The organism is Streptomyces scabiei 87.22, from assembly GCF_000091305.1.
GTDB lineage: Bacteria > Actinomycetota > Actinomycetes > Streptomycetales > Streptomycetaceae > Streptomyces > Streptomyces scabiei.
In genome coordinates this window covers 8,173,179-8,190,416 of record NC_013929.1, presented here as the reverse complement: position 1 = coordinate 8,190,416, position 17,238 = coordinate 8,173,179, and the positions used below count along the sequence as shown (strand labels likewise).

The 17,238-nt window shown below is 73.8% G+C and carries 14 protein-coding genes; 3 read left to right on the top strand and 11 right to left on the bottom strand.

Features of this window, described 5'->3' with window-relative positions:
- Positions 1-415: 415 nt before the first annotated feature.
- The 7 genes from pheT to infC all read right to left on the bottom strand — a co-directional run bounded on the left by pheT (position 416) and on the right by infC (position 8,108).
- The gene (gene pheT / locus SCAB_RS35430) at positions 416-2,938 is read right to left on the bottom strand and encodes a phenylalanine--tRNA ligase subunit beta (protein WP_013004924.1); all 2,523 of its coding nucleotides are present in this window, start codon (positions 2,936-2,938) and stop codon (positions 416-418) included.
- Positions 2,938-4,083, bottom strand: a complete 1,146-nt coding sequence (pheS, locus tag SCAB_RS35425; protein ID WP_013004923.1) for a phenylalanine--tRNA ligase subunit alpha — start codon at positions 4,081-4,083, stop codon at positions 2,938-2,940. The genes pheT and pheS overlap by 1 nt, the downstream gene beginning before the upstream one ends.
- Positions 4,084-4,212: 129 nt before the next feature.
- Positions 4,213-5,349: a sensor histidine kinase gene (locus SCAB_RS35420; RefSeq protein ID WP_013004922.1), complete on the bottom strand. Its 1,137-nt coding sequence runs from the start codon at positions 5,347-5,349 to the stop codon at positions 4,213-4,215.
- A 53-nt stretch (positions 5,350-5,402) separates the two neighbouring features.
- Positions 5,403-6,245 carry a TrmH family RNA methyltransferase gene (locus tag SCAB_RS35415; RefSeq protein ID WP_013004921.1) on the bottom strand — a complete coding sequence of 281 codons (843 nt, stop codon included), beginning with the start codon at positions 6,243-6,245 and terminating at the stop codon, positions 5,403-5,405.
- Between the two features lie 333 nt (positions 6,246-6,578).
- On the bottom strand, positions 6,579-6,962 hold the full coding sequence (gene rplT / locus SCAB_RS35410) for a 50S ribosomal protein L20 (RefSeq protein WP_005485307.1): 384 nt from the start codon (positions 6,960-6,962) through the stop codon (positions 6,579-6,581).
- Positions 6,963-7,083: 121 nt separating this feature from the next.
- Complete coding sequence (gene rpmI / locus SCAB_RS35405; protein WP_006374321.1) at positions 7,084-7,278, bottom strand: 50S ribosomal protein L35; 195 nt, start codon at positions 7,276-7,278, stop codon at positions 7,084-7,086.
- Positions 7,279-7,409: 131 nt separating this feature from the next.
- Positions 7,410-8,108: a translation initiation factor IF-3 gene (gene infC, locus SCAB_RS35400; protein ID WP_013004920.1), complete on the bottom strand. Its 699-nt coding sequence runs from the start codon at positions 8,106-8,108 to the stop codon at positions 7,410-7,412.
- Positions 8,109-8,478: 370 nt separating this feature from the next.
- On the opposite strand from infC, the gene SCAB_RS35395 reads away from it, so the two are divergent.
- Positions 8,479-8,835, top strand: coding sequence for a DUF1844 domain-containing protein (locus SCAB_RS35395; protein WP_013004919.1), 357 nt, complete (start codon positions 8,479-8,481; stop codon positions 8,833-8,835).
- 61 nt (positions 8,836-8,896) lie between these two features.
- Here SCAB_RS35395 and SCAB_RS35390 read toward each other — a convergent pair whose 3' ends face one another.
- Positions 8,897-9,628 (bottom strand): SseB family protein, encoded by a 732-nt coding sequence (locus SCAB_RS35390; protein ID WP_013004918.1) that lies wholly within the window; start codon positions 9,626-9,628, stop codon positions 8,897-8,899.
- A 149-nt stretch (positions 9,629-9,777) separates the two neighbouring features.
- Here SCAB_RS35390 and SCAB_RS35385 point away from each other — a divergent pair, with 149 nt between their 5' ends.
- Positions 9,778-10,857 carry a serine hydrolase gene (locus SCAB_RS35385; RefSeq protein WP_173402935.1) on the top strand — a complete coding sequence of 360 codons (1,080 nt, stop codon included), beginning with the start codon at positions 9,778-9,780 and terminating at the stop codon, positions 10,855-10,857.
- A 9-nt stretch (positions 10,858-10,866) separates the two neighbouring features.
- Here the strand turns inward: SCAB_RS35385 and mycP are convergent, their stop codons facing one another.
- Together mycP and SCAB_RS48760 are read right to left on the bottom strand one after the other, a co-directional pair.
- Positions 10,867-12,135, bottom strand: coding sequence for a type VII secretion-associated serine protease mycosin (mycP, locus tag SCAB_RS35380; RefSeq protein WP_013004916.1), 1,269 nt, complete (start codon positions 12,133-12,135; stop codon positions 10,867-10,869).
- Entirely contained in the window at positions 12,132-14,342 is a 2,211-nt protein-coding gene (locus SCAB_RS48760) for a hypothetical protein (RefSeq protein WP_231885166.1), read from the bottom strand. Before SCAB_RS48760 ends, mycP begins: the two co-directional genes overlap by 4 nt.
- Positions 14,343-14,987: 645 nt before the next feature.
- On the opposite strand from SCAB_RS48760, the gene SCAB_RS35370 reads away from it, so the two are divergent.
- A complete protein-coding gene (locus tag SCAB_RS35370) occupies positions 14,988-16,190 on the top strand; it encodes an amino acid deaminase/aldolase (protein WP_013004914.1) in 1,203 nt (400 codons plus the stop codon).
- Between the two features lie 28 nt (positions 16,191-16,218).
- Here the strand turns inward: SCAB_RS35370 and SCAB_RS35365 are convergent, their stop codons facing one another.
- A complete protein-coding gene (locus SCAB_RS35365; RefSeq protein WP_013004913.1) occupies positions 16,219-17,178 on the bottom strand; it encodes a DUF2510 domain-containing protein in 960 nt (319 codons plus the stop codon).
- Positions 17,179-17,238 lie beyond the last annotated feature (60 nt).

The window sequence follows — 17,238 nt, the reverse complement described above, 5'->3', positions numbered from 1 at the left end:
GTCCTGCGGGGAAGCCCAGCCCTGACTCGAATCATGCCGTTGGCCCCCCATCAGGCCCGGACAGCGCGTAGGCCCCAGAGAGGCCGGTCCGATTCTGTCCACTGCCCGCCCCGACTGGGGTGCCCACCCCTGATTCTCACCCGAACGAGTGAGGTGCCCCCGGGCGTCCCCGGACGGATGGCCGAGCATCCGTCCGGGCACGCGGGGAACAGGGGTGCGGGGCGGGGCCCCAGGGCCCGTCGTTTGGATCACGCCTGGGCCGCGGGGCTTGGCACGCCCATCTGCGGCGTTGTCGTCAGTTGCCGACGCTCCGCGTCGACGCCTTCCTCCGCCTTGCAGCTGCACGCACCAAGTCCCGCTCACCGGCAGTCATCAGACACTGTGCCCGAAGCCGGCATGATCCAAACGACAGGCCCTAGCTGCGCAGCACCGCGCCCGTGCGCTCGCCCGCGAGGGCGACCGCCGCGTCCCGGGCCGCCGTGGCCTCGTCCACGGTCAGCGTCCGGTCCTCGGCACGGAACCGCAGCGCGTACGCCAGGGACTTCCGCCCGTCACCGAGCTGCTCCGCGTTCTCGTAGACGTCGAACAGCCGGATGCCCTCCAGCAGCTCGCCCGCCCCCTCGCGCAGCGCGGCCTCCACGTCGGCGTGCGGCACGAACGCGTCGACCACGAGCGCGACGTCCTGCGTGGCCACCGGGAACGAGGAGATGCGCGGCGCCTGCGGGGTGGTGTTCCCCGCCTGCTCCACGGCATCCAGGTCGAGCTCCATCGCGGCGGTGCGGGCCGGCAGCCCGAGCGCCTTGATCACCCGGGGGTGCAGCTCACCGGCGTGACCGACGACCCGCTCGGTGCCGTCCGCCACGATCACGAGCTCGGCGCAGCGGCCCGGGTGCCAGGGACCGTACTGGCCCTTGCGGACGATCAGTTCGGCACCGGCCTCGCGGGCGACGGCGCGGCCCGCCTCGACGGTGTCGGCCCAGTCGGCCGGACGGCCCCGGCCCCACCAGCCGGCCTGCTCACGGGCCCCGGCGACGACCACGGCGACATGGCGCGGCTGCTCGGGCAGCGCGGCGTTCAGCGCCGCGATCTCGTCGTCGGTGGGCCGGCGGTCGACCGGCGGCGCGACGGCGACGCGCTGCTCGGCACGCGGGAGGAACACCAGCCCGGTCTCGAACAGGGCGAGGTCGTGCGTGCCCCGGCCGTCGTTGCGCCGCAGCGCGCCCAGCAGGCCCGGCAGCAGCGAGGTGCGGAGCGCGGGCTCCTCGTCGTTGAGCGGGTTGGTGAGCCTGACGACACGGCGGGCCGGGTCGTCGGCGTCCAGACCGAGCTGGTCGAAGACCTGCTCGCCGATGAACGGGTAGTTCGGCGCCTCGACGTACCCGGCGCCGGCCAGCGCGCGGCCGACCCGGCGGTGCAGCCGCTGCCGGTGGGTCAGGCCGCGGCCCGAGGGTGGCTTGGGCAGGGTGGAGGGCAGGTTCTCGTAGCCCTCCAGGCGGATGACCTCCTCGGCGAGGTCGTTGACCTCGGCGAGGTCGGGCCGCCAGGACGGCACGGTGACGATCAGGTCGTCCGTCCCGTACACGTCGCAGCCGACCTCCTGGAGGCGGCGGACGACGGTCTCACGCCCGTAGTGGACGCCCGCGACCTTGTCGGGGTGGTCCGCAGGGACGGTGATGGTGTGCGGCGCGGACGGGGTGACCGCCTCGGTGACGCCCGCGTCGGCCGTGCCGCCCGCGAGGAGCACCAGCAGGTCGACGGTGCGCTGGGCTGCGGCGGGCGCGGCCAGCGGGTCGACGCCGCGCTCGAAGCGGCGGGACGCCTCCGACGACAGCTTGTGCCGGCGGGCCGTGCGCGCGATGGCGACCTGGTCGAAGTGGGCGGCCTCGATGACGACGTCGCTGGAGGCGTTCCCGCCGTTCTCGACGGCATCGTGGTCGGCGATCTCGGTGTCGGCGCCGCCCATGACCCCGGCGAGGCCGATGGGGCCGCGCTCGTCGGTGATCACCAGGTCCTCGGCGTGCAGCTTCCGCGTGACACCGTCGAGGGTGACGATCTTCTCGCCCTCCTCGGCCCGGCGCACGCCGATGGTGCCCTGGACGAGGGAGCGGTCGTAGGCGTGCAGCGGCTGGCCCAGCTCCATCATCACGTAGTTCGTGACGTCGACGGCGAGGGAGATCGGGCGCATGCCGACCTTCTGCAGCCGGCGCTTGAGCCAGATCGGGGAGCGCGCCTCGGGGTCGAGACCCGTGACGGTGCGGGCGGTGAAGCGGTCGCAGCCGAGCGGGTCGGAGACCTGGACGGGGTGGCCGAACGCGTTCGGGCCGGGGACGTCGAGGAGCGCCGGGTCGCGCAGCGGCAGGCCGTAGGCGATGGCGGTCTCGCGGGCGACGCCCCGGATCGACAGGCAGTCGCCGCGGTTGGCGGTGACGGCGATGTCGAGGACCTCGTCGACGAGTTCCAGCAGCTCGATGGCGTCCTTGCCGACCTCGGTCTCCGGCGGCAGCACGATGATGCCCTTGGTGCCGTCGTCGCCCATGCCCAGCTCGTCGCTGGAGCAGATCATGCCGTGCGAGTTGCGGCCGTAGGTCTTGCGGGCGGAGATGGCGAATCCGCCGGGCAGTTCGGCGCCGGGCAGGACGACCACGACCTTGTCGCCGACGGCGAAGTTGCGGGCGCCGCAGACGATCTCCTGGGGCTCGCCGGTGCCGTTGGCGGTGCCGACGTCGACGGTGCAGAAGCGGATGGGCTTCTTGAACTCCGTCAGTTCCTCGATGGTCAGCACCTGGCCGACGACGAGGGGGCCCTTGAGGCCGTCGCCGAGCTGTTCGACCGTCTCGACCTCCAGACCGGCGGAGATGAGCTTGGCCTGGACGTCACGGCCGGTCTGGGTGGCGGGCAGGTCGACGTACTCCCGCAGCCAGGAAAGCGGGACGCGCATCAGATCTCCATCCCGAACGGCCGGGTGAACCGGACGTCACCCTCGACCATGTCTCGCATGTCTTCGACGTTGTGGCGGAACATCAGCATCCGTTCGATGCCGAACCCGAAGGCGAAGCCGCTGTACTTCTCGGGGTCGACACCGCAGGCGGTGAGCACCTTGGGGTTGACCATGCCGCAGCCGCCCAGCTCGATCCAGCCCTCGGAGGAGCAGGTGCGGCAGGGGCGGTCGGGGTTGCCGACGGACTCGCCGCGGCAGACGTAGCAGACCATGTCCATCTCGGCGGACGGCTCGGTGAACGGGAAGAAGTTCGGCCGCAGCCGGGTCTTCATGCCCTCGCCGAACAGGGCCTGGACCATGTGGTCCATGGTGCCCTTGAGGTCGGCCATGGTCAGGCCCTCGTCGACGGCCAGCAGCTCGACCTGGCGGAAGACCGGGGTGTGCGTGGCGTCCAGCTCGTCGGTGCGGTACACGACGCCGGGGCAGATCACGTACACCGGCAGCTCACGGTCGAGCAGCGAGCGGATCTGCACGGGCGAGGTGTGCGTGCGCAGCACGACGCCGGACTCGGTGCCGCCCGAGCCCGCGGCGGAGCCGCCATGGGACTCCGTCCGCACGAAGAAGGTGTCGGCCTCTCCGCGGGCCGGGTGGTCCGGGCCGATGTTGAGGGCGTCGAAGTTGAACCACTCGGCCTCGACCTGGGGGCCCTCGGCGACTTCGTAGCCCATGGCCACGAAGACGTCCTCGATGCGCTCCGACAGGGTGGTGAGGGGGTGGCGGGCGCCGGCCGGTACGCGGTCGTACGGCAGGGTGACGTCCACCGCCTCCTCGACCAGTACCCGGGCGTCGCGCTCGGCCTCCAGCTCGACCTGGCGGGCGGCGAGTCCCTTGTTCACCGCGCCCCGCGCCTGGCCGACCAGCTTGCCGGCGGCGGCCTTGGCCTGCGGGGGCAGTGCGCCGATCTCGCGGTTGGCGAGGGACAGCGGGGAGGTGCCGCCGGTGTGGGCGACCTTGGCCTCCTGGAGCGCTTCGAGGGAGTCCGCGGCGGCGAAGGCGGCGAGCGCCTCGTCCCGCATGCGCTCGATCTCTTCCGGTTTCAAGGCCTCGACCTCTACCGGGTCGTACGACTTATTCGGTGCCGACATCTCTTCCCGTGCTTCCGATTGGCTGACTGAAGGTCCCCGTGACCGGCGCTCAGGGCCGTGTGCAGGACACAAAGGTGCCAAAGGCCGAGTCTAACGGGGTGGTGGTGTCCGGATGCGCCCGCAGGCTGCTCAGGCCAGGTAGGCCGGAGCGCTCACGGGCAACGTAAATCGGAACTCGGCGCCGCCGAGCGGGGCGCGTCCGACGGTGATGGTGCCGCCGTGGGCTTCGACGATGCCCTTGACGATGTACAGCCCGAGGCCGGTGCCGCCGCGCTTGCTGCCCCGCCAGAAGCGGGTGAAGACGCGGTTCATGGACTCCTCCGGGATGCCGCTGCCCTCGTCGCTCACCGTGACCGACGTTCCTGTGTCCTCCCCCTCGCGGGGGGACGCCGTGGGCGTGACGTCAATCGTGACCGTTCCCTCGCCGTGCCGCACCGCATTTTCCAGCAGGTTGCTCAGCACCTGGTCGATCTTGTCGGGGTCGGCCCACAGGTCGGGGAGCGGCTGCCCGATCCGCAGCAGGAACCGGTCGGCGGGCTGCCCGGCGGCGACGTAGGCCTGGATGTGCCGCCCGACGGCCGCGCCGATGTCGACGGGCTGCCTGCGCACTTCGAGCCGCCCGGAGTCGATCCGTGAGATGTCCAGCAGCTCGGCGATGAGCCGGGTGACCCGGTTGGCGTCGGCGTCCACGGTCTCCAGCATCAGCTTCTTCTGGTCGTCCGTGAACCGCTCCCACTTCGCCAGCAGGGTGGCGGTGAACCCCTTGACCGAGGTGAGCGGCGACCGCAGCTCGTGGGCGACGGTGGCGATCAGCTCGGCATGGCTGCGCTCGGTGCGGCGCCGGGCCTCGGTGTCGCGCAGGGAGACGACCACCCGGCGCACGGGTCCGGTCGGCCCGGTACGCAGGTAGCGGGCCGAGACGAGGATCTCGCGCGCGCCGGGCAGCAGCAGGTTCCGCTCGGGCTGCCCGACGCGGATGGCGAGCCCTCCGTACGGGTCGGTCAGCTGCCACCAGCGGCGGCCTTCGAGGTCCTCCAGGGGCAGGGCCCGTTCCAGGGGGCGGCCGAGGGCCTCGGCGGCCGGGGTGGCGGTGATCCGTGCGGCGGCGGCGTTGAAACAGATCACGCGGCCGTTCTCGTCGGCCACGACCAGGCCGTCGGGGAGGTCGTCGGGGTCGATGCCCAGCTCGGCGAGATCATCGTGCCGGGCCGCCGTCGGGGCGAGCACGTCCCGTGCCTCCCGTGTGCCGCTCGTGCCGACCCTCATCCCCGTACCCCACCTCTCGCGTTGTGCAGTGGGCCCCCGAGCCCGTCACCCTACTAGCTGGGCGTGACGGTGCGGCACCCTCCGAAGGCGCGCTGTGCACGGGCGGACGCGTAGAGACATACGGCGGCGGCGGTCGCGAGGTTCAGGCTTTCCGCCTTTCCGTGGATCGGCACCCGTACGACGGCGTCGGCCAGCTCCCGGGTCTCCTCGGGCAGCCCCCACGCCTCGTTGCCGAACACCCACGCCGTGGGCCCGCCCATCGTCCCCTTGTCGAGCTCCGCGTCGAGGTCGTCCTCGCCCGCGCCGTCGGCGGCGAGGATCCGCACCCCGGCGTCCCTGAGCCCCGCCACGGCCTCCTCCACGGGCACGCCGACGGCGACGGGCAGATGGAACAGCGACCCGACCGAGGCGCGTACGGCCTTGGGGTTGTAGAGGTCGACGGAGGCGTCGGTGAGTACGACCGCCTCCGCCCCGGCGGCGTCGGCGCAGCGCAGTACGGTGCCGGCGTTGCCGGGGTCGCGGACGTGGGCGAGGACGGCGACGAGCCTCGGGCGGGCGGCGAGGATCTCCGCGAACGGGGTGTCGAGGAACCGGCAGACCCCGACGAGGCCCTGCGGGGTGACGGTGGTGGAGATGTCGGCGACGACGGTCTCGTCGGCGAGGTGCACGCGGGCGCCGGCCGCGTGGGCCTCGCTCACGATGTCGGCGTAGCGCTCCGCGGCCTCGGCGGTCGCGAACAGCTCGACCAGGGTGTCTCCGTGGCCGGCGGCCTCCCGTACGGCCTGCGGGCCCTCCGCCAGGAACAGGCGGTCCTTCCCCCGGAAGTTCCGCCTCGCGAGCCGGCGGGCCGCGGTGACGCGGGCGGACCGGGGGGAGATCAACTCGGGGGTGGGCATGGGTCACCTTTTGGGTCTTGGGTCGGAGAGCTCGGGGGGTTCGGTGGGTCGGCGACTGCGGGTCCGGTGGGGGCTGGTCGCGCAGTTCCCCGCGCCCCTGAAGAGCAGGGGCTGCGCCCCGCGCTTTTCAGGCCCGCAGCCGTCGCTTTCAGGCCCGCAGGGCCTGGGCTTTCAGGCCCGCAGGGGCCTGATGCTTTTAGGGGCGCGGGGAACTGCGCGAGAAGCCCCACCGGACCCGCACCCGAAAACGCACCTACAAAACACCCGGACCCGCAGGCGGCAAGCACCTGCGGGTCCGGGCCACATCTCACACGGCTGAGGCCAGCGCGAGCGTCACGCCGCCTTGGGCGCGTTCACGTCCGCCGGCAGCGCCTTCTGCGCGACCTCGACCAGCGCGGAGAACGCCGTGGCGTCGTTGACGGCCAGCTCGGCGAGGATCTTGCGGTCGACCTCGATGTTCGCGGCCTTCAGACCCTGGATGAGGCGGTTGTACGTCATGCCGTTCTGGCGGGCCGCAGCGTTGATGCGCTGGATCCACAGCTGACGGAAGTCGCCCTTGCGCTTCTTGCGGTCGTTGTAGTTGTAGACCAGCGAGTGGGTGACCTGCTCCTTGGCCTTGCGGTACAGGCGCGAACGCTGACCGCGGTAGCCGGAGGCCGCCTCGAGGATCGCCCGGCGCTTCTTGTGGGCGTTGACTGCCCGCTTGACGCGTGCCACTTTTTACTCCTTGTAGCGGGGCCGTGGTTGTCGTCACACGACCCGAAATCGATGGGGTCCCGGTCCTGACGTACGTACGGCGCGCTGCGACCGGCCGGTCAGCCGGTCAGGCGCCGCCGCGTCACTTGCCGAGAAGCTTCTTGATCTTCGCGGCGTCGCCCGGGGCCATCTCGGCGGTGCCGGTGAGGCGGCGCGTCACGCGGGACGACTTGTGCTCGAGCAGGTGGCGCTTGCCGGCGCGCTCACGGAGCACCTTGCCGGAGCCGGTGATCTTGAAGCGCTTGCTGGCACCGCTGTGCGACTTGTTCTTCGGCATAGCGCCGTTCTCTCCTCGTCAGTGGCGCTCCGGTGCCCGGTCGCGAAACCGGGCACGACGGAACGTCATTTCTTTCGGTTGACACCCTGGACGGGTGTCCAGGGCTTCCCCCGGACTCGCGTCCCGGGGACTTACGCCTCCGCAGGCTCCTCGGCCGGCACCGTCTCGACGTGTTCCACGTCGGACTCTCCGGCGTCGGTCTGCTCGGCGGCGTTCTGCGACTTGCCAGGGTTGGCCTTCGCTTCCGCCTTCCGTGCTTCCTGCGCCTGACGGGCCTCGGCCATCGCCTCGGTCTTCTTCTTGTGCGGACCGAGAACCATGATCATGTTTCGGCCGTCCTGCTTCGGGTTCGACTCGACGAACCCGAGATCCTCGACGTCCGAGGCGAGACGCTGCAGCAGTCGGTAGCCCAGCTCGGGCCGGGACTGCTCGCGACCACGGAACATGATCGTGATCTTGACCTTGTCGCCCTGCTTGAGGAACCGGACGACGTGACCCTTTTTGGTGTCGTAGTCGTGCGGGTCGATCTTCGGCCGGAGCTTCATTTCCTTGATGACCGTGTGCGCCTGGTTCTTGCGCGCCTCACGGGCCTTCATGGCCGACTCGTACTTGAACTTCCCGTAGTCCATGAGCTTGCAGACCGGCGGGCGCGCGCTCGCCGCCACCTCGACCAGGTCGAGGTCGTACTCCTGTGCAAGCTCCAGGGCCTTGGCAAGCGGAACAATCCCGACCTGCTCGCCGCTGGGACCGACAAGTCGCACTTCGGGAACGCGAATCCGGTCGTTGATGCGGGGCTCGGTGCTGATGGATCCTCCTCGGTAGCACCACACGCCGGTCTGGCGGACCGCCGTGTTATGTCTGGTTGACATAGAGACCAACCGTCAGAGGCCATAAAAAATGCCCCGGACGGGACACAGGCGGGGCTCCATGTACTGCCGGAGCACCGCCGCGGTGTCCCGCGGGGCGCAATATCGGACGGCTCCACCGTCCGTACGGAACGGTGGTGGCCGTCTGACCGGGTGACCTGCCGTCCCGGAGGGCGGTCAGGTGGGAGTTCGGAGCCTCCACTTGCGGGCCGGGCACACAAGTGTCCAGCCGGTCGTTGACACAACCATACCGGGTTGAAACCCGGCGTGCCAATCGAGGTGCGGCGGCCTCCCGCAGGTCGGGGCGTACGCGCCGGGGCCTATCGTGTGGGGCATGAGTGAGACCCCTCCTGAGAACCCCGACTTCGACTCGATGACCCGCGACATCGCCGAGGTCCCCGCGGTCGAGGTGATCGTGACGGTCGCCGTCAACCTGATGAGCGCCGCCGCGGTGAAGCTCGGCCTGACGGAGGAGGGCGACAAGTACAAGGACCTGGACGAGGCCCGCAAGCTGGTCTCCGCCCTCGCCGGTCTGCTGGACGCGTCCGCGACCGAGATCAGCTCCTTCCACGCGGCACCGCTGCGCGACGGTCTGAAGTCGCTGCAGCTGGCGTTCCGCGAGGCGTCCGTCGTCCCGGACGAGCCGGGCCAGGGGCCGGGCGAGAAGTACACGGGCCCGGTCTACGGCTAGAACCCGTCCCCCGGTGCCCGCGCCTGGGACGAGCGCGGGTACGGGCACCGGTGCCCGACCGCTACTCCCGAACGTACAAGGGCTCGCCCGGTGGCGTCGCCCCGGCCGGCAGCAGTGCCAGGTCGAGGCCGCGGACCAGGCGGGCCCGCAGTGTCTCGTCGGCGGCGAGGCGGCCCGCCACGGACCGTGCGGCCCCGGCCGGGTCCGCGGACGGGTCGAGGACGAGGGCGAGGGTGCCGTCGGCCTGTCCGGGGCCGAGGTGGGCCCGGAGCACGGCCGGCTCGGCGGCGACGGCGGACCGTACCGCGTCACGGACGGCGGGGTCGGCGAGCGGGTCGGTGCTGGTGCGCCCCTCGGCGAGCGCGCGCAGGGCCGGGCCGGTCAGCTCGTAGGGGACGGGCCCCGCGAGGTCGAGGACGATCGTGTCGGCCTGCTCGTGCACGGCGGCCCGCAGGGCCTGGTGCAGGGGCACGGCGACGGGGCGGGCGGCGGGGTCCCAGCGGGCCAGGGAGTCGGTGGAGGTGAAGGCGGGCAGGGCGGTGCGGCCGCCGGCCTTCAGGGTGGGGACGGCCATGTCGCTGGTCTTCTCGCGGCGCAGCCCGTTCTCGTCCGTCTCGACCTCGCCGAGCACGGCCACGACGGGCACGAGCAGCCGGGCTCCCCCGAGGGCTTCGAGGACGGGGCCCACGGCCGTCCGGTCCTCGGCCCAGGCGGCGAGCGCGGCGCTCAGCCGGGGGTCCGCGGAACCGTCGTCGTCGGAGAAGCCGGGGTCGGGGATGTTCTTGTTCGCCACGGTCGTCGACCCTATCGGGGCAGGTCCGCCGGGCGTCCGGCAGGCCGGAAACACGGCGGTCACCTCCCTCACGGTTTTCTCAGCTCTCCCTGACCGGGATTTAACAACCGGCTCACCACACGCACAGCGCGGCACAGAACCATCGCGGCATGCCGTCCTTCCGAGCCCGTCGCCGAGACCGTCGCCGCGCCCGCCCTGCCGTGCGTCGCCGCGCCGTGCGCCGTCCGCTCCCGCACCTCGCGCTCGCCGCCCTCGTCCTGGTCGGCGGCACGGCCGCCGGGTCGGTGTACATGAGGGCCCGGGCCCTGGACGGCGCGGGTTCCGCCGTATCGTCGTCGGCGTCATCGCCGGTGACGGCGACGGCCTCCGCCTCGGCCGTGCCGGAGGCGGACACGGTCGCTGAGGAGGCTTCGGTGGAACCTGTCGCGGCGCCCGCGGTGGACCACGACGCGCTGCTCGCGACGGCGCTGGCGGAGGTGACCGTCGAGGACGGGGCGGCCGTGTCGGTGGCGGTGCTGGACATGGCGTCCGGGGAGTCGGCCCGGTACGGGGACGCGCGCTTCGAGACCGCGAGCATCGTCAAGGCGGACATCCTGGCGGCCCTGCTGCTGCGGGCCCAGGACGCGGACCGGCACCTCACCGCGCAGGAGCGGACGTACGCCTCCGCGATGATCCGGGACAGCGACAACGCGTCCGCGACGGCCCTGTGGAAGGCCGTCGGGCAGGCGGACGGCCTCGACGCCGCGAACGAGCGGTTCGGGCTGACGGACACCGAGGGCGGCGACGGCCTGTACTGGGGCCTCACCCGGACCACGGCGGCCGATCAGCTCATCCTGCTCCAGCAGGTGTTCGGTGACGACGCCACCTCGGAGCTGAGCGCGGCCTCGCGGGCGTACGTCCAGCAGCTGATGGGAGGCATCGCCCAGGGGCAGGACTGGGGCGTGTCGGCGGCGGCGTCGGGCGGGGTCACGGGGTCCGGGTTCGCTCTGAAGAACGGCTGGTTGCCGCGTACCGCCACCGGGCTGTGGGTGATCAACAGCATCGGCCGGGTGATGGTGGACGGCCGGGCCCGCCTGGTCGCGGTGGTGTCGCACGGCAACACCACGAAGGCGAAGGGGATCTCGCTGGTGGAGGCGGCGGCACGGGCGGCCGTCTCCGTGTTCGAGGACGCAACGGGCGGGGCGGGTGCGGCGGGCGGGGCCGGGGCGGGTGCGGGCGGCACCTCGTAGGCGCCGGGGTCAGACCACGTACTCGTCGGGCCGGCCGCGACCGCGTCCCCGCCACACCATCACGGCGACGACCAGCAGGAACGCTCCGAGTCCGCCGGCGGCGGGGGCGACCCAGCCGGCCGTCGGGTCCTCCTTCTCCACCGGGTCCGGCCCGGAACCGAAGTACTTGCCGCCGTACGACGCGGTCTTGAGGTCGTCGGAGGTGAGCGCGGCGCCCTCGCGGATGGCGGCCGCCGGGTCGACGAAGCCGAACCCGCGGGAGTCGTCGCGGCCGCCGACGGGGGCCTCGCGGGCGGTGTCCTCCAGGAGACGTTTGACCTGGGCGGGGGTCAGGCTCGGGTGGGCCGCCTTGACGAGGGCGGCGGCACCGGAGACGAAGGCCGCGGCGGCGCTGGTGCCCCAGCCCTCGTAGTACTTGCGGTCCGGGTCGGCGATGACGACGTCGACGCCGGGGGCGCTGACGGTGGCGTACCAGCGGCGGGTGGAGAACGGGGCGCGGTCGCCGTCCTCGTCGACGGCGGCCACCGCGATCACTCCCGGATAGGCGGCCGGGTAGGAGATGTGGTCGCCCTTCGCGCCGCCGTTGCCGGCCGAGGCGACGACGATCGAGCCCTTCGACAGGGCGTACTGGACGGCGGCGTCCTCGGAGGGTTCCGGGTGCGCGGACTCGGAGTCGTCGCCGAGGGAGAGGTTGATGACGTCGACGTCCTGGTCGGCGGCCCAGCGGATGCCTTCGGCGAGGGCGTTGCCCCGGGTGCTGCGGGCCTTGGAGCGGGCCGGGTCCTTGTCCTCCAGGATGACGCGGACGGGGAGGATCTTCGCCTCGGGCGCGATGCCGAGGACGCCGTCGGCGTCGTTCACGCCGTGTCCGTGTCCGGCGATGATCCCGGCCATGGCGGTGCCGTGCCGGGCCCACGGCCGGTCGCCGCGCGAGGCGCCGAAGCCGACCATGTCCTTCGTCGGCAGGATGTTGCCGGCCAGGTCGGGGTGCTCGTCGTCCACGCCGGTGTCGAGCACCGCGACGGTGATGCCCGCCCCCTTGGTGGTCCGCCACGCCTCCTGGGTGTGCATCGCGTCCAGCGCCCACTGCTGGTCCCGGATGCCGTCGGCGTGCGCGGCGGTGGACGGCAGGAGGGCCAGGGAGGCGGCGAGGGGGATGCTGAGCAGGGCCAGGCGCGGGCGCCGGGCCCGGGGTCCGGGACGGGCGGGCGTCGCGGGCTGTCCGGTGTCCCGCGCCGTCGCGGGGGTCCTGGTGGTCCCGGGTTCACCGGTGTTCATGAAGGCTGCTCCGTGGCGGACGCGGCGGTCGCGCGCAGACCGCGTTCGATGCGGTCGGCGAGGCCCTTCGCCTCGTGGCCGAGACCGGACTGGGCGGGGGCGGTGGTGGCGCCGGCCTTCATCGCGTCCTCTGCGGGCTGGGGTTCGGTGACGGTACGGCCGTCGGCGAAACCGGAGACGGCGTAGACGACGACGGGGACGTCGGTGAGGACGGAGACCGTCCAGGAGGCCCGCTGGTCGTCGCCGAAGCCGGCCGCCGCGGTGTCCTCGGCGGCGTACGGCCGCGGCATCAGGTCGGTGCGGCGGTCGAGTCCGTCCTTCGCGAAGCGGTTCCTGAGGGCGGCCATGGCGGCGGCGTCGGACTTGGTGAACATCAGGCCGACGGTGGTGACGTTGCTGCTGGTCGCGTCGGTGTAGGTGGCGCGCAGCAGGCGCAGGCAGCCGACGGGGGCGAGGACCTTGCGCAGGAGGGGGTCGAAGGCGTCCGCGCAGCCGCTGTCGGGGGCGACGGCGATCCGGGTCCAGATGCGGTCGGTGCCGCCGGGTCCGGCGCCCTCGCCCCGCACGGTGGGCGGGAACAGTTCGTCGACGGGTACGCCGTGCCACAGCTGTCCGGCGACCGCGAACGTGTCACGGGAGCCCTCGGTCCCGGAGTCGCCGGTGAGCCAGCTCCCGGCCGCCGCTCCGCCGATGAGCCCGGCGCCGAGCACCACGCACAGCGCCACGGCGGCGGCCCGCGCCGCGGTGGGCCGGGGCTTGCGGGGCTGTGCGCCGTACGGCTCCGGCGGGGTCCACGGCGAGGTGTCGGGCTGGGCGAACGTCACGTAGGGCCGCCCGGGGGGCGTACCGAGGACGCCGTCGAGGGCTTCGGCGGAGCGCCGGGACGAACCCGACGGGGGCTGCCAGGTGCCGGGGCGCTCGGGTGTGAGGGGCCGCGGGTGCGGAGTGCCCTCGGGGCCCCGCTCCTCGGGCAGGGGACGGCGAAGCGGTGGCGCGGCGGGGGGTGGGCCGGAGGGCGGGACGGCACCGCCGGATGCCGTCACACCGTCGCGGGAGGCCGACGGGCCGGAGGAGCGAGGGGGCGCGCCGTCGGTGAAGGAGCCCACCTGCCGGGTGGGCGCGTCGCCGGACGAGCGCGGTGGTGCCCCGCCGGCGGAGGCGCCGGCGGCCCGCCGGGTGCCCGCGGCGTCGGAGGACGGGCCGGAGGAGCGAGGGGGCGCGCCGTCGGCGGGAGGGCCGGAAGGCCGGGGCGCGCGGCCGGGAAATGCGTCGGCAGCCGGGGCCGGGTCGGCGGCCCGCCCGCCCGGGAGCCGTGCGGAGCCGGAGGACGGGGCGGGGCCGGAGGGCCGTGCGGAACCCGGGGACGCCGCGGGACCGGAGGGGCGCGCGGGAGCCGTCCGCCGTGTGGTGTCTCGTGTCGACGGCGGTGCGTCGGGGAAGCGGGCCGAGGCCGGGGGCGGGCCGTCCTCCCGGCGGCCGGCGGACGGGGGGCCGTCGGGAAAACGGGCCGAGGCTACGGGCGGGGCGTCCGGGAAACGTGTCGGAGCGGCCGGAGGCGTGTTCAGGAAGCGGGTCCACGCCGGGGGCGGGGCGTCCGGGAAACGGGCGGAGGCGGCCGGGGGCGGCGGGGTGGCCGGGGTGCCGCCGTTCTGGCCGGTGGTGCGCCGGAAGTCGGAGAACCGCGGGTGCTCGCCGCGACGCGGGGCGGTGCCGCCGTCCGCGGCGGCGTCACGGGCGGGGCTCCGGTCGGCCGACTGGGCGGCGTCGCGCGCCGGGCTCGGCCCGCCCGGCCGTCCGTCGGTGCCGCGCGCCGAGGTGCGGCCGGGCCTGGCCCGGTCGGCACCCCGGGCGGCATCCGGGCCCGCGGCCGCCTCGCCCGGCCCCCGTACGGGGTCGGGCCCGGGCGCCGCGCCGGAGCCGCGCACGGGGCCATGGCCGGCCGGCCGCCGGGAGCCTCGCGGGAAGCCGTTCTGACGGGTCGTCGGGGCGGCGTCGTTCTGACGAGCCGTCGGGGCGGCGTCGTGCGGACGGGTCGGGGCGGTGCCGTGCGGACCGGAGGACCTGGGCGCGTCGGCTGAACTCCGTTCGCTGTCCGGGGTGTTCGGGGTGTCCGCCGTGCCGGGGCGTCGTCCGTCCCGGAGCGCGTCGGGCGTCGGCGCGGGCGCCGAGGACGGGCGGGGCGGAGTGCCGGGCCGGGCGGGCGTCACGGGGGGCCGCTGCGGGCGGCGGGGCACGGTCGGGCCGTTCCCGGCCGACGGCGCGCGGTCCGGGCGGGGCGGGGGGACCGGGGAGCCCCCCGTCGGGCCGGGCCGGAACGGGGAGCCGGAGCCGGACGCGCGCGTGGTCGTGCCCTGCGGACGTGCGGTCGGGGCGGAGGTGCCCGGGGCCGACGGACTCGTGTCCGTGGCCCGGCCGTCGGACCCGGGTTCCCTCGACGGAGGCCGGGGCGGAGTGTTCGGCGGTGCGGCCGGTGGCGTGGCCGTCGGCTCGTGGTCCGGCGGTATGGACGGGCGGGGCGGGACCGGTGGGCGCGGGGGGATGGAGGCACGACGTGCTTCCGTGCTCATGCACCCCCCGTTTCCTCGTCCCGTGCGACCCGGAGGTCGTCCGGGCGTCCGACCGCCCGTGGGGAGCGGTCGTCACGCATAACCGGGACACGCCCGCCGGCAGCCGTCGTCACCACGGGCAAGCCATACCCGCGGCAGCGGATCGGCATCCCCGTCGAGGTCGTCCCTGCGTGCGCGTCACTCTACGGGCTGGGCCCCGTGGAACGGGAACCAGTCCGCCGGCCCGTGGCTTCTGCCCGGAACGTCCCCCTACCCTGCGGTAATCATGTCTGGCAGGCTTCGTGCATGACTGCGCGCGCCGCCGACCGGGCCCGGTACGACCGGGCCACAGCTCATCTCGACGCCCCTCTGGCGATCGTCGACCTCGACGCGTTCGACGCGAACGCCGACGACCTCCGGCGCAGGGCCGGCGGCAAGCCGATCCGCGTCGCGAGCAAGTCCGTTCGCTGCCGGGCCCTGCTGGAGAGGGTCCTGGCCCGGGACGGCTTCGAGGGCATCATGTCGTTCACCCTCGCCGAGTCCCTGTGGCTGGCCCGCTCCGGATTCGAGGACGTGCTCCTCGCCTACCCGTCGGCCGACCACGATGCCTTCGCCGAACTGGCGGGCGACCCCAAGCTGGCCGCCGCCGTGACCGTCATGGTCGACGACCCCGCCCAGCTCCAGCTGATCGACGACGCCCGGCGCGGCGGCACCGAAGTGGTGCGGGTCTGCCTGGAGTTGGACACCTCGCTGAAGCTGCTCGGCGGCCGGGTGCGGGTCGGGGCACTGCGCTCCCCGCTGCACTCCCCCGCGCAGGTGGCCGACATGGCCCGCGCGATCGCGGAGCGCCCGGGGTTCAAGCTGGTCGGGATCATGGCGTACGAGGGTCATATCGCCGGTGTGGGCGACGCGGTGGCGGGGCGGCCGCTGCGGTCGCGTGCCATCCGGCTGATGCAGGCCACCGCGAAGAAGGAGCTGGCCGCGCGGCGGGCCGAAGTGGTGCGTGCGGTACGGCGGGTGGCCCCGGACCTGGAGTTCGTGAACGGCGGCGGCACGGGCAGTGTGCAGCACACGGCGGCGGAGGACTCGGTGACCGAGATCGGCGCCGGTTCCGGGCTCTACGTGCCGCGTCTCTTCGACAACTACACGTCGTTCAGCGGGCGTCCGGCCGCGCTGTTCGCGATGCCCGTCGTACGGCGTCCCGGTGTCGGGGTCGTGACGGTCCTGGGCGGCGGCTACCCGGCCTCCGGCGCGCCCGGCCCCGACCGGCTCCCCGTGCCGTACCTGCCCGAGGGGCTGAGGTACGACCCGCAGGAGGGTCCGGGCGAGGTGCAGACACCGCTGCTGGGGGCGCCCGCCGACGACCTGCTGCTCGGCGACAAGGTGTGGTTCCGGCACGCCAAGGCCGGCGAACTGTGCGAGCGGTTCGACGTGCTGCACCTGGTCGAGGGCGACGAGGTGACGGCGGCCGTGCCGACGTACCGCGGCGAGGGCCACACGTTCCTGTAGCCGGGGGCGGCGGGAGCCCCGGGCGGGCTCAGGAGGGGCCGAGGCTGCTGCCCACTCCCCCGCCCGTCCCGGAGCCTGTGCCCTTGTCCGTGTCCTCGCCCGCGTCGCCCACCGCGCGGATGCCCTCGACGATCTCGTCGATGTCGTCGAGCGGCGGGCCGTCCTCGCCCGCGTCGAGGGCGAACCGGACGAGGACCGGGGCCTCGGAGCCGCTGCTGGACGGGAAGACGAGGGACTGGACGTACCCGCCGGGTCCGGCCCCGGTCGTCACGCGCCAGCGCACGTAGTAGCCGGCGCGGCCCGCGACGGCGACCGAGCCGGAGCCGACGACCTCGTGGCCGGTGATGCCGTCGTAGGGGCGCCGGTCGAGTCCGTCGCGGTCGTAGGCGTCGTCGGCCGCGTCCTCGATGTCGTTCTCGGCGAGGACCTTCGGGGAGGTCTCGGCGCTGCCGGTGACGGTCCGGGAGACGACCGTGCCGCGGCGGCACAGGCCGTTGTCGCCGGGGCAGTCGTAGAGGCCGTCGTCCGTGACGAGGACCGCGTCGTCCTCGGCCGATCCGTCGCCGTTCTCCCAGCCGTCGGGGACGGGGAACGTGATGCCGTTGAGGTCGTCGGTGACGACGTCCGGGTCGCCGGTGGGCGACGCGTCGGCGGGCTTCGTCGGGGTGGGGCTGCCGTCGGGGCCGGAGGTCGGTGAGGTGGTCGCGCTCCTCGTCTCCCGGCCGCCGTCCTCGCCGTCCCCGTCGCCGCCGAGCAGGAGGACGCCGCCCGTGACCGCCCCGGCGACCAGGACGGCACCGGCGGCTGCCAGGGCCACGAACCCGGTGCGGCCGAGGCCCCCGCGCGCGGGCGGTCCCGGCGGGAGCACCGGCGGCACGGGCTGCTCCGGCTGGCGCCGGTGGTCGGTCCACGCGGTCCCGTCCCACCAGCGTTCGGTGAGCGGGTAGGACGGGTCGCGGTACCAGCCGGGCGGCGGCGAACTGCTCATCCCGGCACTTTAATCACACCGGGCGGGACCGGTGTTCCGGTCCCGCCCGGTGTGCTGTGC

Coding starts and splice junctions, on each gene's coding strand:
- pheT (WP_013004924.1), bottom strand. CDS start 2,938: ATGCGCGTCCCGCTTTCCTGGCTGCGGGAGTACGTCGACCTGCCCGCC.
- pheS (WP_013004923.1), bottom strand. CDS start 4,083: ATGTCGGCACCGAATAAGTCGTACGACCCGGTAGAGGTCGAGGCCTTG.
- SCAB_RS35420 (WP_013004922.1), bottom strand. CDS start 5,349: ATGAGGGTCGGCACGAGCGGCACACGGGAGGCACGGGACGTGCTCGCC.
- SCAB_RS35415 (WP_013004921.1), bottom strand. CDS start 6,245: ATGCCCACCCCCGAGTTGATCTCCCCCCGGTCCGCCCGCGTCACCGCG.
- rpmI (WP_006374321.1), bottom strand. CDS start 7,278: ATGCCGAAGAACAAGTCGCACAGCGGTGCCAGCAAGCGCTTCAAGATC.
- SCAB_RS35395 (WP_013004919.1), top strand. CDS start 8,479: ATGAGTGAGACCCCTCCTGAGAACCCCGACTTCGACTCGATGACCCGC.
- SCAB_RS35385 (WP_173402935.1), top strand. CDS start 9,778: ATGCCGTCCTTCCGAGCCCGTCGCCGAGACCGTCGCCGCGCCCGCCCT.
- mycP (WP_013004916.1), bottom strand. CDS start 12,135: ATGAACACCGGTGAACCCGGGACCACCAGGACCCCCGCGACGGCGCGG.
- SCAB_RS35370 (WP_013004914.1), top strand. CDS start 14,988: ATGACTGCGCGCGCCGCCGACCGGGCCCGGTACGACCGGGCCACAGCT.
- SCAB_RS35365 (WP_013004913.1), bottom strand. CDS start 17,178: ATGAGCAGTTCGCCGCCGCCCGGCTGGTACCGCGACCCGTCCTACCCG.